The 16,597-nt window shown below is 39.9% G+C and carries 12 protein-coding genes; 6 read left to right on the forward strand and 6 right to left on the reverse strand.

Annotated features, from left to right (window positions below; all coding sequences use genetic code 11):
* Positions 1-33: 33 nt before the first annotated feature.
* A complete protein-coding gene (locus MOMA_RS07910) occupies positions 34-960 on the reverse strand; it encodes a hypothetical protein (RefSeq protein ID WP_009502006.1) in 927 nt (308 codons plus the stop codon).
* Positions 961-1,523: 563 nt separating this feature from the next.
* On the opposite strand from MOMA_RS07910, the gene ahcY reads away from it, so the two are divergent.
* The 3 genes from ahcY to metF all read left to right on the forward strand — a co-directional run bounded on the left by ahcY (position 1,524) and on the right by metF (position 6,120).
* A complete protein-coding gene (ahcY, locus tag MOMA_RS07915) occupies positions 1,524-2,957 on the forward strand; it encodes an adenosylhomocysteinase (RefSeq protein WP_009502007.1) in 1,434 nt (477 codons plus the stop codon).
* A 305-nt stretch (positions 2,958-3,262) separates the two neighbouring features.
* Positions 3,263-4,972 carry a bifunctional peptide-methionine (S)-S-oxide reductase MsrA/peptide-methionine (R)-S-oxide reductase MsrB gene (gene msrAB, locus MOMA_RS07920; protein WP_040625188.1) on the forward strand — a complete coding sequence of 570 codons (1,710 nt, stop codon included), beginning with the start codon at positions 3,263-3,265 and terminating at the stop codon, positions 4,970-4,972.
* Between the two features lie 191 nt (positions 4,973-5,163).
* Positions 5,164-6,120 (forward strand): methylenetetrahydrofolate reductase [NAD(P)H], encoded by a 957-nt coding sequence (gene metF, locus MOMA_RS07925; RefSeq protein WP_009502009.1) that lies wholly within the window; start codon positions 5,164-5,166, stop codon positions 6,118-6,120.
* A 156-nt stretch (positions 6,121-6,276) separates the two neighbouring features.
* Here the strand turns inward: metF and proB are convergent, their stop codons facing one another.
* Complete coding sequence (gene proB, locus MOMA_RS07930; protein WP_009502010.1) at positions 6,277-7,422, reverse strand: glutamate 5-kinase; 1,146 nt, start codon at positions 7,420-7,422, stop codon at positions 6,277-6,279.
* A gap of 232 nt (positions 7,423-7,654) precedes the next feature.
* Here proB and MOMA_RS07935 point away from each other — a divergent pair, with 232 nt between their 5' ends.
* Positions 7,655-8,530, forward strand: coding sequence for a DegV family protein (locus MOMA_RS07935; protein ID WP_009502011.1), 876 nt, complete (start codon positions 7,655-7,657; stop codon positions 8,528-8,530).
* 69 nt (positions 8,531-8,599) lie between these two features.
* Here MOMA_RS07935 and MOMA_RS07940 read toward each other — a convergent pair whose 3' ends face one another.
* Complete coding sequence (locus MOMA_RS07940; RefSeq protein ID WP_009502012.1) at positions 8,600-9,406, reverse strand: ribonuclease HII; 807 nt, start codon at positions 9,404-9,406, stop codon at positions 8,600-8,602.
* A 207-nt stretch (positions 9,407-9,613) separates the two neighbouring features.
* Here MOMA_RS07940 and purD point away from each other — a divergent pair, with 207 nt between their 5' ends.
* A complete protein-coding gene (gene purD / locus MOMA_RS07945) occupies positions 9,614-10,906 on the forward strand; it encodes a phosphoribosylamine--glycine ligase (protein WP_009502013.1) in 1,293 nt (430 codons plus the stop codon).
* 283 nt (positions 10,907-11,189) lie between these two features.
* Positions 11,190-12,719 (forward strand): acetyl-CoA hydrolase/transferase family protein, encoded by a 1,530-nt coding sequence (locus tag MOMA_RS07950; RefSeq protein ID WP_009502014.1) that lies wholly within the window; start codon positions 11,190-11,192, stop codon positions 12,717-12,719.
* Between the two features lie 158 nt (positions 12,720-12,877).
* Here the strand turns inward: MOMA_RS07950 and MOMA_RS07955 are convergent, their stop codons facing one another.
* The 3 genes from MOMA_RS07955 to tkt form a co-directional block, all read right to left on the reverse strand.
* On the reverse strand, positions 12,878-13,546 hold the full coding sequence (locus tag MOMA_RS07955) for an alpha/beta hydrolase (RefSeq protein ID WP_009502015.1): 669 nt from the start codon (positions 13,544-13,546) through the stop codon (positions 12,878-12,880).
* Positions 13,547-13,559: 13 nt separating this feature from the next.
* Positions 13,560-14,279, reverse strand: a complete 720-nt coding sequence (locus MOMA_RS07960; protein WP_009502016.1) for an SIMPL domain-containing protein — start codon at positions 14,277-14,279, stop codon at positions 13,560-13,562.
* 67 nt (positions 14,280-14,346) lie between these two features.
* Positions 14,347-16,344 (reverse strand): transketolase, encoded by a 1,998-nt coding sequence (tkt, locus tag MOMA_RS07965; protein ID WP_009502017.1) that lies wholly within the window; start codon positions 16,342-16,344, stop codon positions 14,347-14,349.
* Positions 16,345-16,597: the final 253 nt, after the last annotated feature.

A 16,597-nucleotide genomic window follows, 5' to 3' on the forward strand; every position in this document is an offset into this window, starting at 1 on the left:
CCAATCGAATCCAAAATTGAAAGGGCAGACAGATTAGAAGCGTAGCGTTGCACCAACTTTGGCAATTGGATACCAACTTTTACTGGTGTTTTTAAGTTTATCATTGGCATCTTGCTCAATCTTTCTTACGGTTTCTTCTACTGGAACAGTTACCTTAACACCATTTCTCTCTACAGTGATGTCTTTTTTATCACCAGTAATTTTCGCTTTGGCTTCATAACCACCTAAGTAAGCCGCTCCAACCTCACCAAACAAACCAAAACGCTTGGTGATGTTCGGACGGAAGCCCACGGTTAAATAAGGAGCCAGATTTTTCTTAGTTTCAAGCGAATACTCCAAACCTACATTGGCTGGAATTTTATATGTGGTCGTAACACCGTTTACAGTAACTTTGTAAGGGTATTGGTAGTTTTTATCAGGTGATAAAGATGCCTTGACTTTATTGTTTTGTAAGACAACCCCTGTGCCAATTGTGAACGCATTTGCCAATGGACGCAAGTTCACACCCAAATAAGGGTTGTTCATTTTGCCTTCAAATTTCATTTGGCCTTTAAAGTCGTTTAGGTTTTCCGCACCCACATCTTTTAACACTTTTTCCCAACGAATGTAGGAATCTTTGTTCGTGGTATCGATATTAATGTCAAATTTTGGATTGCCACCATTCCAACCTGCAACCAATTCAGTTGTGTCATTTACGCCCCAAGCAATATTACCGCCGTAGCCCAATGTACCAACTTCAGCACTGATAGCCGCAGGATGTGTTGCTGTGTCAAAGAATGTTCTTGTGCCATCTACCATCTGAGTGGTTGTGTTTTTAACCATGCCGTTATCTGGGTTATAGGTTGTGGTAGAAACTGCCACAGGCTCTGCAACTACTTGTTGGTCAACAACGACATCTGCAGCGAATGCTGATGTTGCAAATAATGCAACTGGTAATACTGCTAATTTAAAAGTTCTCATAAACTTTTCCTCTAGTGAGTTAAAACAATTTTTCATTGTAACATATTTTAATAATTAATTAATCACTAAATTTTATTAAAATATGTTTTTTTGTAACAAGCTGTGTAATGACACGTTTTGTTACGAAATCGCCCTTTGAATATTAAAGCGTATTTTTTAGCATTTGTCATTTACTTTTATTGGTTATTTATGTAGCGTTATGTAAAAAAATTTTGGATATTGTAAATGCACATACAACCAATTACATAAATATATCTATTTTAGCATAATTATGACATCACAATAAACCATTTTTATAACTGTTTTTTAAAGCAAAAATTTTTAAAACAAAAATTTAATGACTTTTTGGCAATAATTTTTTACAATATATCCGCCAAGAGATGTTGCGGTAAATTGTTGAAAATTATTTTTAACCATTTTATTAGGCTTGGTTTAATTTTTATGAGTTATTTTTTTGCAAAATCACAAAACAAAACTATAAAACACAAAATTATAAAACAACGACATCTGCGATTTGGTTTTAACCATGAAGTTTATTTTTAAATATTTTTAAGGAAAACTGTATGAACGCAGTGTCAAATACTCTTAACTCAAACCCTCTAAAATCAACTTCTTCCAATAATAATGGTTTTGACGATTACAAGGTCGCCGATATCAGTCTTGCTGATTATGGTCGCAAAGAAATTAAACTTGCCGAAACCGAAATGCCAGCGTTAATGGGGCTACGCAGTCGTTACCAAGCCAAGCAGCCGTTAAAAGGTGCAAAAATCGTTGGCTGTATCCATATGACCATTCAAACGGCGGTGTTAATTGAAACTTTGGTTGCTTTGGGAGCGGAGGTTCGTTGGACTTCGTGCAATATATTCTCAACCCAAGATCACGCAGCGGCCGCAATTGCAGCAGTGGGCATTCCTGTGTTTGCGTGGAAAGGTGAAACCGAAGAAGAATATGCGTGGTGCTTGCGTCAACAGTTGTTTGTAGGTGGTGAAGAAAACGGTAAGCTTTGGGATGCCAATATCATTCTTGATGATGGTGGTGATTTAACCGCTTTAATTCATGACAAATACCCACAAATGTTAGACAAAATCCACGGTGTCTCCGAAGAAACAACAACAGGCGTTCACCGTTTAATTGATATGTTCAACAAAGGCGATCTAAAAATCCCTGCTATTAACGTCAATGATGCCGTTACCAAATCCAAAAATGACAACAAATACGGCTGTCGTCATTCGCTAAACGATGCCATCAAACGCGGTACGGATATGCTATTGTCAGGACGTCGTGCGTTGGTGATTGGCTATGGTGATGTCGGTAAAGGTTCAGCCCAAAGTCTACGCCAAGAAGGCATGATTGTGCGTATCAGCGAGGTTGATCCCATCTGTGCTATGCAAGCATGTATGGACGGCTATGAGTTGGTATCGCCGTTTATCGAGGGCAATCCTAACAGTGGCATAAACGAAGCATTACTAAAAGATACCGATTTGATTGTTACCACCACAGGCAATTATCACGTGTGCAATGCTGATATGCTAAAAGCCTTAAAATCAACCGCTGTGGTGTGCAACATTGGACATTTTGACACCGAGATTGACACGCAATTTATGCACGATAACTGGCGTTGGGAAGAGATTAAACCACAAGTGCATCAGGTTTATCGTTCTAACGATGCAAGTGATTATTTAATCGTCTTATCTGAGGGTCGTCTTGTCAACCTTGGCAATGCCACAGGCCACCCATCTCGCATTATGGACGGCTCATTTGCCAACCAAGTGCTTGCACAAATTCACCTGTACCAAGAAAAATTTGCTGATTTGCCAACAGACAAAAAACCCCAAAACGTCTATGTTAAAGTTTTACCAAAAAAATTAGATGAAGAAGTTGCCGCCGCTATGGTAGCAGGTTTTAATGGCGTCATTACCAAACTCACTCAAGAGCAGGCCGATTATTTAGGGGTTTCTGTTGACGGTCCATTTAAGACAGATGAATACAAGTATTGATTGCTAAGTGATTAAATTTTTAGATAAATTTATCAATCAAGCACAAACAAAAATAAATATTGGGTGAAAAAAAATATTGGGTGAAATTTCGCCCAATATTTGATTTACAATCGCTTAATATGGCATAACAAAAAAACACATGTTCACTCTTGACAGAAATTTATTAATGCGTGATTATGGAGTGGTTAAATTTTAACCAAAACCAGGCAAATTGATATACCAAAATTTATCAGTTTTATTCACATTAATAAATAAGCTTAAAACCTCATTATACAATTGGCATTAAGCAATTAGCGGATTATCCAATCATGAAACCAAAAATCCCAAACAACGCCCTAAAAAATTTATCGCTCATTAGTATTTCTGCCCTTGCTACCATCGGTATATCTAGCCTTGTCATCGCTTGTGAAAGCCATGCCAAAAACGAAAGTCATGCCAAAACCACTCAACAGGAAAAAGCCATGTTACCAACCAACACACTAAAAACCTTACACAATCTGCCTCAATTGACAACCACGCTTGGTGCAACAGGCAAAGACATCATTGATCCAAACAAGCCCACACTGGTAAAATTTTGGGCAAGTTGGTGCCCTTTATGCTTATCCACACTGGGCGAAACTCACGAATGGGCAAGCGATCCTGCTTTTGACGGCTTTAATGTCATCACCGTTACCAGTCCCACACAATTAAACGAAAAACCCACCAATGAGTTTAAAGATTGGTATAGCGTGGTACAAAAAGACTATCCAAAATTGCCCGTACTGATTGATCCTGAGGGCAAACTCATTCGCACGTTTGGTGTTCAAGTATATCCAAGTTGGGCGGTGCTTGATAAAAACGGCGACTTGGTTTACCTCAATAAAGGCAATCTCACCAAAGAGCAAGCCCATTATTTGGCAAGCCACCCAAATGAGCTTAATCAACTAAAAGCCTTAAACACAAAAACCAACTCTTCAAGCAAGGCGGATAGCAAAAACGCAGATAGCAAAAACCAAGCAACGCAAAAAGACGGCGTGTACTATAACGCCCAAGGCAAACCGATTAACACGCAGACCATTTATTTGGCGGGAGGCTGTTTTTGGGGCGTAGAAGCTTATTTTGAACGCGTAGACGGCGTGGTAGATGCCATTTCCGGTTACGCCAATGGTAAAACAGACAAGCCCACTTATGAACAGGTGATTGCAGGATCAGGACATGCCGAGACGGTAAAAGTGATCTTTGATGCCGATAAAGTAGACTTGGACACGATTTTGCAATATTATTTTCGCATTATCGATCCAACAAGCCTAAACAAACAAGGCAATGACAAAGGCGTGCAATACCGTACGGGCGTCTATTATACCAACCCAAGCGACAAACAAATTATTGCCAATGCCTTGAATACTTTGCAAAAACAATACAAAACGCCGTTGCAAGTTGAAAACCTGCCCTTGGTTAAATTTAGCGAAGCTGAAAACTATCATCAGGACTACTTAACAAAAAATCCAAACGGCTACTGTCATGTTGACATCAGTCTTGCCAATGATAAAATTGTCAAACTTGCACCTGCCAATAGCATTGATGAAGCATTAAACCCTAAGCGCTATGCCAATTATGACAAAAATTTATCCCACTTAAACGATAAACAGCGCCACATCACCCAAAATGCTGGCACAGAACGAGCGTTTAGTCATGAATATGATCATTTGTTTGACAAAGGACTTTATGTAGACATTGTTAGCCGTGAACCGTTGTTTTTATCCAGTGATAAGTATGCTTCTGGTTGCGGTTGGCCAAGTTTTGTCAAACCCATAAGCGAGGCAGTCATCACCAAGCATGACGACAACAGCTACAATATGCATCGCACCGAAGTGCGTTCGCGTACAGCAAATTCGCATTTGGGGCATGTGTTTGATGATGGTCCAAAAGATCGTGGTGGTAAGCGGTATTGCATCAATGGTGATGCGTTAGACTTTATACCACTCAACAAAATGGAAAGTGCAGGCTATAAAGCACTCATACCGCTTATAAAATAACGCGGTAAATAGCCAAACAATCCAGTAACATAAAGCTATGTAGCTATTTAACCATGCAACTTAACCATGCAACTAAATATAACCATACAACTAAAAAATGGTTATAAAAATGGTTATAAAAACAGTTACACAATAGCTACATAGCATTTTAACTTAATTTAAAGCAAATAAATTTAAAGCAATAAACCGTCATGACTCAATATCTAACCCTTATCAACCGCCTAAATGACATTGAAAACTTAGTTGGTGCTCTAAAAACAGATTTGCATGAGCAAGCAACCAAACAAAAGACATCAAAAACCTTTAAAAAAGTGCCATTTTCCTTTGAGTTTTTCCCTGTCAAAACCGATGAAGGGCAAGAAAAACTCATGACAACTTTTGATGAATTAAATGCTCTTAACCCTAAATATTTCTCGGTAACTTACGGTGCTGGTGGCACAACGCGTGAACGCACATTGGGAATTGTTAAGGCATTAATTGAAAGAAGCAACACACCGATTGCCCCACATATGTCGTGCATTGGTGATAACAAAAAGCAGATTGGTGAATTGTTAGATTTTTACAAATCGCTTGGCATAACGCGCCTGGTGGCGTTGCGTGGTGATTTACCGAGCGGTCAAGTCGGCTATGGTGAATTGCCCTATGCCCTTGATTTGGTTAAGTTTATTCGTCATCACAGTGCTGAACATTTTCAAATAAAAGTTGCCGCTTACCCAGAAATGCACCCACAAGCCAAAAGTTTTGCCCATGACATTGAGCAACTGATTGCCAAATATCACGCAGGGGCTTCTGAGGCCATCACCCAATTTTTTTATAATGCCGATAGCTATCTGTATTTGCGTGATGAGCTTGCCAAAAAAGGCATTCATCAGGAAAACTTTCCCATCACCGCAGGCATTATGCCAATTACCAAAGCAAGCAGTTTAATTCGTTTTGCTGACAGTTGTGGGGCAGATGTGCCACGTTTTATGCGTAAAAAATTTGCCGATTTTGGTGATGACAGCCGTGCGGTGCAGGCCTTTGGTTTTGATGTGGTGATAAGTCTGTGCGAGCGTCTAATCGCAGAAGGTGTGCCAGCTTTACATTTTTATAGCATGAATCACGTTAAACCGAATAAATCTCTGGTAACAGAATTGGGGTTAATTTGACTTTTTAAGATCGATTAAATTGACAAGTTGATAAAGGCAATATTGATAAAGGCAATAACGATGGATTGTTGCCTTTTTATTAAACACTTTTATTAAAACTGTTACCAAACAATGTTGGTTAAATATTGGTTAAACATTACATTTAACTAAAAAAATTTAAACTACCACAGCCATATTATCGCGGTGTAAAATCACCTGCTCGGCTTTTTCGCCCAATTTATCACCCAAAATTTGGCTGATTTCTTGACTGTGTTTTTTTGCAATTTGTTTGGCAATATTGGCGGAAAAACTCACCTGTCCTACAGCCACGCGTACCCCTTGAGTATCCACACATTCCACCACATCACCCTCATCAAAATCACCTTGTACTTCTATCACGCCAATTGGCAACAAACTTTTGCCATTGTTTACTATCGCTTTCACCGCACCATCATCAAGAATCAAACGCCCCGCCATACGAATATGAGCAGCAAGCCATTGTTTTTTTGCAATTTTTTTGTCTTCTTCATTGGTGGTTAATAACGTACCAATCCTCTCGCCTGCCACCACACGGCTAATCACATCATCATAACCGCCATTGGCGATCACAGTTGGACAACCCCCCATTGCTGCCAAACGTCCAGCACGGATTTTGGTTAACATACCGCCACGTCCTAATTTTCCCCCATCACCTGCAATATCAAAAAGATAATCCGCCATTGCACGTTCGCTATGAATGAGTGTTGCATTTGGATTGGTGCGTGGATTGTCGGTAAAAACGCCATCTTGATCCGTCAAAATAATGTATAAATCAGCTTTGACCATACTCGCTACCATTGCCCCTAAGCTGTCATTATCACCAAATTTAATTTCATCAACACTGACAGTGTCATTTTCATTAATCACGGGCAACACTCGCCAATCCAACAATTGGTGCAACGTATTGGCGGCGTTTAAATAGCGATTGCGATTTGCCAAATCATCATGAGTTAACAAAAGTTGGGAAGTTTGCACACCATATTGAATGCATGCTTGCCACCATGTTTCTATCAAACCCATTTGTCCAACCGATGCACAAGCCTGCAAGGCTTCTAATTTTTTTGGGCGTTCGTCAAGATTCATACGTACCACGCCTTCTGCCACAGCACCCGATGACACCAAAAGCATGCGATAGCCGTTATTTTGTAGCCGAGCAATTTGTTTTGCCCATTCATAAATAGCCGTGCGATCAAGCCCACGTCCATTGTTGGTTAGCAGTGATGATCCGATTTTTACCACGATGGTTTTGCCAGTCAAGGTGCGTTTTTGCAATGTATTTGCCATAATTTTTCCGATAGATTGCGTAGATTTATAAGCAAGAATTTGTCAATGTAGTTTGTCATAATAAAACGCACATTTTTTAAAATCAAGCACTCTTTTTTAAAATCAAGCATTCTTACGATTTTTTAAACAATTTTTAAGTTTTTTAAAAATAACTTGCAAATATATTGCAACTTTGTATATTTTTGGCTACACTACTTAGATACATTTATATTGACTTTAGGCAGTTGATTTTATGAAACACCTTGTTTTAAGTACGTCTTCATCTTGTTTGACCAATTTAAACTTAACACACAATGTTCAGAGCATTCCACTGCATTTAAATATTAATAATGTTGAATTTTTAGATGGTAAAAACATTAACCCCAGTTCGTTAACCCACATCATGCAAACCTCACCAAACGCATTGGCAAAAACCTCACCGCCAACTGAAAGCGAAATTATGGCTATTTTTCAAAATGTATACACCGAAGGCTATCAGACCGTGTTTGTGTGTACTTTGTCATCAAAATTTAGCGAAACTTATAAAATCGTGCAAAAATGCCGACGCAGTTTTGAAGATAAAATGAACATTTATATTTATGACAGTCTTAATTTAAACTTAACCGAAGGGGCAATGGCATACGAAGCTGACTTAATGCTAAGCCAGGGTAAAAATATCGCCGAGGTAACGAGCCGTTTGGATTATATCCGCGAACACAGTGCATTTTTCTTTACCCTAAGCGACTTAAGCTATATCACCAGAGCCAAAAAATTGTCCGCACCTGCAAGTTTTTTTGCCAATTTGTTTGACATTAAACCCATTATGGAAATTAACCAAGCAGGTTACATTGTCGCAACCGAAAAAGTACGCAAAATCAACCCAACCTTATGCAAAATGGCAGACAACATCAAACAATTAATCAAAGACAATCAGGCGTTTGTTTACCTTGCCGATGCAGGTTTTGACTATTTAACCAGTTATTTTGCCAATATTTTAGCCAGCGAATACAACTTGACCAACCTGCCTGTTATCCCAGTATCCAGCATCTCTTTAGCCAACCACGGTTATAAAGGCGTAGGCATTGGCGTATTTTATGGTGATTTGCCCAAATTGATTGAACGTTTATAACCCGGCTTATAACTCTTGCGTTTTTTAAATTAGTTTTTAGTTAAATTAAATTAATAGTTAAGTTAGTATTTAAATTAATTTGTTTTTGATAGGGGCAAAACTTCGGCGATGTTCTGGCAAAACACCATATTTTTCAATGGCTTGCAAATGCAGCTCTGTTGGATAGCCTTTGTGTTTTGCCAATCCATAATTTGGGTATTTTTTATCCATTGCCAGCATGTCTGTGTCTCGCACCACTTTTGCCAATACGCTTGCCCCACTAATACAAGCGTGTTTGCTGTCGCCTTTGACAATGCTTCGTAACTTGATGCTTTGTAACTTGATGCTTCGTAACTTGATGGTTGTGGCATTGGCTAAATGGTCGATGTTTGGCAATTGATTGCCATCGATCACCACATAAAATTCTGGTGCAAAATGTTTGGCATTAGGCAATGATTCACAACATGATTGCGTGATTGTTTGCACAATCGTTTCAATTGCCTGACTCATACCAAACAAGGTTGCCTGCAAAATATTTAATTCATCAATCACAGTTGGGGCAATTTTTATCACACTAAAGGCGGTTGCGTGTTGTTTGATCAGCTCAAACAACCGCTCACGTTTTTTGGTGGATAATTTTTTAGAATCGGTCAAAGCTGTCAATGAATGATTGGCAATTATTTTTACCTGATCTGCTTGATAAATATCAGGCGGTGTAAACAAATTTTGTGCGTTAAACAAATTTTGTGCGTTAACCAGATTTTGTGATGTCTGTAGGTTCTCAACCGTTAATAACTCAACAGGAAAACACACCGCCGCCACTACCACATCGCCAAATAAAGGGCCACGCCCAACTTCATCTACGCCTATGATAAATTTTTGGCTTGTTTTGCTCATTGCTTTTATCCTTTGTATGTATGACTTTTTAAAATTTGTATGTATGACTTTTTAAAAAATGTTGCATGGTAAAAGTTTTTGCATGGTTTTGCAAAAAATACCCATTATACGCCAAATTTTGTTACAATAAGCCGATTTTTTATTGCAATATTTTAGCAAACCGTTTTAACAGCGAAAAATTTCACCAAAAATTCAAGGAAAATGCTTATGAAAATTTTAGTTATTGGTATGGGCGGACGCGAACATGCACTGGCGTGGGCGTGTGCCAAAGATGAACGCGTAGATACGGTTTTTGTTGCCACAGGCAATGCAGGCACAGCAACAGAAACCAAACTTCAAAACATCAACATTGATATGAACAACCATCGTGATGTGATTGAGTTTTGTAACACAAACAACATTGCGTTTGTTGTGGTAGGGCCAGAGGCACCGCTTGTGGCAGGGTTGGTTGATGATTTAACTCAAGCAAACATCAAAGCCTGGGGGCCTGTGGCGTATTGTGCTCAACTGGAGGGCTCAAAAGCCTTTGCCAAAGACTTTATGATCGCCCATAACATTCCCACAGCCAAATACCAAACTTTTAGCGATGTAAACCTTGCAATTGATTTTATCCAACAAAACGGCACACCAATTGTCATTAAAGCGGACGGACTGGCAGCTGGCAAAGGCGTGGTTGTGGCAATGACAGATGACGAAGCAATTCATGCAGTACGTGATATGCTTAGTGGCAATAAATTTGGCAGTGCAGGCAGTCGCGTGGTTATCGAACAATTCTTAACCGGTGAAGAGGCCTCTTTTATCTGTATGATTGATGGCAATAACATTCTACCCATGGCAACCAGTCAAGATCATAAACGCATAGGCGAAGGTGATATTGGTCCAAACACCGGTGGAATGGGTGCGTACAGTCCTGCCCCTATCGTAACTGGCGATGTGCACACTAAGGTTATCGATCGCATTATCCGCCCTGTTGTAGATGCAATGAACGCCAATGGCACGCCGTACACAGGGTTTTTGTATGCAGGCCTTATGATTGATGCACAAAACAACCCATACGTCATTGAATTTAATTGCCGATTTGGCGATCCTGAAACCCAACCGATTATGATGCGCTTACAATCATCATTGGTGGATCTGATCGAACAAGGCCTAAAAGGCAATTTACCAAAATCCGCCAAATGGGATAATCGTGTAGCATTAGGCATTGTATTGGCAAGTGGTGGTTACCCTGAAAACTCAAGCGGCCATGAGATCATCACAGGGCTTGACAATCATTTTGATGATGTCAAAGTTTTTCACGCAGGCACAAAAATTAACCATGAAGGCAAAGTTGTTACAAACGGCGGCCGCGTTTTGTGCGTAACTGCCTTGGCTGACACCCTTAAAACCGCCCAACAAAAAGCCTTACAAACCTGCAAAACCATTGACTTTAACGGCAAACAATTTCGGCGCGACATCGGTTGGCGAGCAATTGATCGTTCATTGTCATTTGGTGAATAAAATGCGATTTTTAGCAAAAAAAACTTGTCAAATTAGGCAAGTTTAGCTATATTAGATAAGGTTTAAAATTGATAAATTGATTGGTTTTAACATCGATTGTTTTAACATCGATTGTTTTAATATCGATTGATTTTAATGTCGATTGATTTTAACAATAAAACAGTTTAATTTAGATAAATAAGACTTGATTAAACAAGATTGTTAGTAAATACAATTGTTAGTAAATTTTATAATTTTTAACAATTCATTTTAATTTTTAATATTCTGACAACAGGAGCACACAATGAGTGGCATACAACGCATTAGACACGAAGGATTGAAAAACAAAATTATGAGCGCAGAAGCAGCGGCTGATTTTATTCAAGATGGCATGACCTTGGGAATTACAGGTTTTACAGGTGCAGGTTATCCAAAAGCCTTGCCAACTGCTATTGCCAATAAAGCCAAGGCCGAACACAGTGCAGGACGCTCATTTGGCATTAACATGATTACAGGTGCTTCTACTGCACCTGAGTGTGATGGTGTTTTGGCAGAAGCTGGAGCAATTAAGTTTCGCAGCCCATTCCAATCTGATCCAAATTTACGCAATGGCATTAACGCAGGTGATATTTCTTATCAAGACATGCATTTATCGCACGTCGAACAACAAATTCGCCAAGGTTTTTATGGCAAATTTGATGTTGCAATTATTGAGGCATCGGGCATCACAGAAGAAGGTAAAATCATTCCAGCAATGGGTATCGGTCATGCCAACGAAGTGTTAAAAGCGTGCGACAAAGTCATCATTGAAGTCAATGATGCCCAAAACGCCTTGCTAGAAGGCATGCACGATGTGGTTTATGACATCGGTATGCCACCACACCGCAAACCGATCAACATCATCGGATCGTTTGATCGCATCGGCACGCCTTATTTAGAATGTGATCTTGATAAAATTGTAGCAATTGTTCTAACCAGTGCAAGCGATCGCAACTCTAAATTTGCCGAACCTGATGATGTTTCAAAACGCATTGCCGCCCAAATTATTGACTTTTTTGATCACGAAGTCAAAGCAGGACGTTTGTCAAAAAATTTATTGCCACTCCAATCAGGCGTAGGCAATGTAGCAAACGCAGTGATGGCAGGGTTATTAGATGCACCATTTGATGATTTGTTGGGTTATACCGAAGTGTTGCAAGATGGTATGTTAGATTTGATCATTGCTGGCAAAATGAAAACCGCCTCCGCCACAGCCTTATCATTTAGCCCAGATGCGTTACAGCGTTTTAACGACAACATTGAGTTTTTACGCGATAAAATCATTTTGCGTCCAATGGAGTACACCAACAATCCGGAGGTGATTCGTCGCTTAGGGGTGATTGGTATGAACGCTATGATTGAAGCGGATATTTACGGAAATGTAAATTCAACGCACATCATGGGCACAAAGATGATGAACGGTATCGGTGGTTCTGGTGATTTTACGCGTAACGGTTTCTTTAGTATTTACGTTAGCCCATCAGTTGCCAAAGGCGGTGCAATTTCAGCCATTGTTCCAATGGTAAGCCATCATGACCATACCGAGCATGATGTCATGTTTATCGTTACCGAACAAGGCATGGCTGATTTGCGTGGTAAATCACCCAGTCAACGTGCCAAATTAATCATTGAAAACTGTTCGCACCCAGATTATCGTGATATGCTTCGCGATTACTACGATCGTGCCGAAGCACTTAGCAAAAAATTGGGCGGTTTACACACACCACACATTCTAACAGAAGCGTTATCGTGGCATCAGCGTTTTGTTGAAACAGGTGATATGCGTATCAAATAACGCATTTTTCTGACATACACAAAAAAATACCGTCAAAAATTGGCGGTATTTTTATCTTTTTTGGTTTTTATTTTATCAATTTTATCAATTTTATCAATTTTATCAATATTGTTATCGATATTGTATAAAGTTTTATCGATAAAAATTTTAACAATCAATCAAACAAATCGTTGATTTAACCATTGTCCAATTGCTTTAATTTGTGGTAAACAAACTTGATGAGCCATCGGATAAGTTTGGTAAACTGGTTTAAATCCATGCTGTTTTAGCCAAAAAACCGCTTGTTGTCCCAACACTTCAGCCACAATCGGATCTTGCGTGCCGTGTTGTATTAGAATTGGCAAAGATGGATTCATTGCCTTTTCGCTTAGCGTGTCTTTGGTTGCCAAATAAGTAGACAAAGCCAACAAACCCGCCAGTGGCTTATCAAAAGTTAATGCCGTTTGGTATGCCACTGCACCGCCTTGAGAAAAACCTGCCAACACGATCCGCTCGCTTGGTATGCCACGCTCCATTTCACGCAAAATCAAGGCTTTAATCGCATTGCTTGATTGTTCAATTTGCCCCACATCAATTTTTCGATCCAAACTTGCCTCCAAAATATCATACCAAGCAGGCATGACATAACCGCCGTTTATCGTAACAGGGATAGACGGTGCGTGCGGAAAAATAAAGCGCACACCACAGCTTGTATCCAGATCCAACTCAGGCACAATCGGCTCAAAATCATGGCCATTTGCACCCAATCCGTGCAACCAAATCACACTGTGCGTAATTGGCAACGCATTGGGATTATGAACAACTTCTACACAGTCCAATAAATTCATCTAACCAACCTTGTTATTTTACCAATTGAATCACGCCGTTTGCGGTAACCGAAATTGTACTTTCCCCCACTGCAAAATTTTGAGTAGGTATGCTCACATCTGTCGCAACAGGCATTGCCAACTCCTTGCTATAAGATGCATAATTATGACCGCTGCCTTGAGTAAAATCCAAACTCACCAACTGATAATCGGTTGCATTCCATACAGGCAATAAGTTTTTGGCTTGTTGTTGAAAAGCCTTTGATGCATCAATCATAAGTGTTTGCGTGATGGCTTTTTGTTTGGATTCTGACACCGAAAAATCAAGACCGCTTAATTGCATAAAATTTTGTAAATCTGCAATTAACTGACTGACCGCGACCGTATCACTGCTTTTTAACTGCAAGGTTGCCCGCCCTGTCCAGCCACTGATTTTTTGGTTTTTGTCATATTCAGGGTAAGTGGATTGACTGCCAGTATTGACTGTTACGCTTGGGTATTTTTTGGCAATCATCATCGCTTGGTTTAGCGTTTCAGTAATGCGTTTTGCCACTTCAGCACTGGATTTATGCCAAATGCTTTTACTCATCGTGGCATGAACTTCGTCATTTTCCACTTTTTGCGTGGCATTTGTTGAAAAACCAATCAAATTGTGCTCTGGTTTACTTGCATGACTGTGTGCGTTATTGTGTGCATTGGCATTGATTGTCAATGTCATCAAGCCTGCCAAAGCCCATAAAGCAGAAAGTTTCATAACAAATCCTAATAAAGTTTTCCTAAATAAAGTTATAAACAGTTATAAACAGTTAAAGAAAATAAATTTAGCCCTTAATGAGCGACGTAACCGCTTGTATCACCGCTTCGGCGGTAATGCCAAAATGATTAAACAACTGCTTAGCAGGAGCTGATTCGCCAAAGGTTGTCATGCCGATCACCTTGCCATCAAGCCCCACAAATTTATACCAAAAATCTGTGTGAGATGCTTCTATTGCAACCCTTGCTCGGATATTAGAGGGCAACACGCTTTCACGATAATCATTGTCTTGATTGATAAATACCTCGGCACAAGGCATCGATACCACGCGTATGCCTTGACCATCTAAGCTGTTGAATGCATTCATTGCAATTTCAACTTCCGATCCTGTGGCAATAATAATAGCTTTTAATTCGCCTTTTTCTTTTGCCAAAATATAACCGCCTTTGGCAATGTTGGCAATTTGATCATCATCGCGACTTTGGCAAGCCAAATTTTGACGGCTAAAAATCAAAGCAGACGGCGTGGTTTTGGTTTTTAATGCCTCAACCCAAGCCACTGCCGACTCTACCGTATCACAAGGCCGCCATGTGTGTAAATTTGGTGTACTTCTTAAAGCGGTTAACTGTTCAACCGGCTGATGCGTCGGGCCATCTTCGCCCAGCCCAATGCTGTCATGCGTATAAACGTGAATGACGCGTTGTTTCATAAGTGCTGACATACGTACAGCGTTACGAGCGTATTCCATAAACATCAAAAACGTCGCCACATAGGGTATAAATCCGCCGTGCAACGCTATGCCATTGGCAATCGCCGTCATACCAAATTCACGCACACCATAATGAATATAATTGCCCGCAGGATCATGTTCTAAGGCTTTGGCATTGTGAAACCATGTCAAATTCGATCCTGCCAAATCCGCCGAACCACCAAGCAATTCAGGCATTAAAGGCTGCAAGGCGTTAATGGTATTTTGACTAGCCTTACGACTGGCCACACTTTCACCCTTGCTTTGACAATCTTTGATAAAATCATAGGCAACCTTGTCAAAATCTGCAGGCAAATCACCATTTAAACGGCGCAACAATTCATCAGCCAACATTGGGTGCTGTTTTTTGTAATTGTCAAAATCCGCTTGCCAATTGCCTTGTAACGCTTGCCCTTTCGCCTTGTTATCCCATGCATCATAAATTTCTTGATTGATAACAAACGCATCGTCTACCCATGCTAAGGTTTCACGCGTAAGTTTAATTTCATCTGCTCCAAGTGGCGATCCGTGCGACTCTTCTTTGCCTTGTTTGTTTGGCGATCCTGCTCCGATCACGGTTTTACACATAATCAGTGATGGTTTGCTTGTCTCGTTAAGGGCGTTGATTGTCGCTTGGGTAATTGCATCGGTATCGTGTCCGTCAATTTTTTGTACCTGCCAACCGTAAGCCTCAAAACGTTTTTGCGTGTCATCTGAAAACCAACCCTCAACCTCGCCATCAATTGAAATGCCATTGTCATCATAATACGCAATCAATTTGCCAAGTCCAAGCGTTCCTGCCAATGAACACACTTCATGACTAATCCCCTCCATCAAACAACCATCGCCCAAAAACACATAAGTATGATGATTGATAATCTCATGCCCTGCGCGGTTAAACTGCTGGGCTAAAGTTTTTTCAGCAATCGCAAAACCCACAGCATTGGCAAGCCCTTGACCAAGAGGCCCTGTGGTGGTTTCTACGCCTGCTGTGTAACCATACTCCGGATGCCCTGGGGTTTTTGAATGCAACTGACGAAAATTTTTTAAGTCATCAAGGCTTAACTCATACCCTGTCAAATGAAGCAAGGCATAAAGCAACATAGATCCATGTCCGTTTGACAACACAAAGCGATCACGATTCGCCCAATTTGGATCAACCGGATTGTGTTTTAAAAACTTTCGCCACACAACTTCGGCAATATCCGCCATACCCATCGGCGCTCCTGGATGCCCTGAATTGGCCTTTTGTACCGCATCAAAAGCAAGAACACGAATGGCATTGGCAAGTTTTCGTTCATGAATGGGAGTTGGCATGATTTTTCCTATCTGATGTTTCTGATGTTAAAGTTTCTGATGTTAAAATTGCTTATTTTAGCACATTTTAACAATAAATTGCTGAAGATTTTGCCAAGTTTTTTGTAGCCAACATAAAACAACCAACACAAAATTATTACAATTGCAAAAATTGACTTAATAAAAAGTCAAAATTAAGGTATGATAAGTCAAATTTTTACGTTTAATTTTCGCGTTTAAAATTCAAACTTTTACTTTTAAAACCAAGGAAAAA

It is taken from the genome of Moraxella macacae 0408225, from assembly GCF_000320365.1.
GTDB classification, from domain to species: Bacteria; Pseudomonadota; Gammaproteobacteria; order Pseudomonadales; family Moraxellaceae; genus Faucicola; species Faucicola macacae.

Bases quoted from the DNA above. Each gene is read 5' to 3' on its own strand.
- tkt (WP_009502017.1), bottom strand. From the start codon at position 16,344: ATGCCAACTCCCATTCATGAACGAAAACTTGCCAATGCCATTCGTGTT.
- ahcY (WP_009502007.1), top strand. From the start codon at position 1,524: ATGAACGCAGTGTCAAATACTCTTAACTCAAACCCTCTAAAATCAACT.
- MOMA_RS07960 (WP_009502016.1), bottom strand. From the start codon at position 14,279: ATGAAACTTTCTGCTTTATGGGCTTTGGCAGGCTTGATGACATTGACA.
- MOMA_RS07910 (WP_009502006.1), bottom strand. From the start codon at position 960: ATGAGAACTTTTAAATTAGCAGTATTACCAGTTGCATTATTTGCAACA.
- metF (WP_009502009.1), top strand. From the start codon at position 5,164: ATGACTCAATATCTAACCCTTATCAACCGCCTAAATGACATTGAAAAC.
- purD (WP_009502013.1), top strand. From the start codon at position 9,614: ATGAAAATTTTAGTTATTGGTATGGGCGGACGCGAACATGCACTGGCG.
- MOMA_RS07950 (WP_009502014.1), top strand. From the start codon at position 11,190: ATGAGTGGCATACAACGCATTAGACACGAAGGATTGAAAAACAAAATT.
- MOMA_RS07955 (WP_009502015.1), bottom strand. From the start codon at position 13,546: ATGAATTTATTGGACTGTGTAGAAGTTGTTCATAATCCCAATGCGTTG.
- MOMA_RS07940 (WP_009502012.1), bottom strand. From the start codon at position 9,406: ATGAGCAAAACAAGCCAAAAATTTATCATAGGCGTAGATGAAGTTGGG.
- proB (WP_009502010.1), bottom strand. From the start codon at position 7,422: ATGGCAAATACATTGCAAAAACGCACCTTGACTGGCAAAACCATCGTG.
- MOMA_RS07935 (WP_009502011.1), top strand. From the start codon at position 7,655: ATGAAACACCTTGTTTTAAGTACGTCTTCATCTTGTTTGACCAATTTA.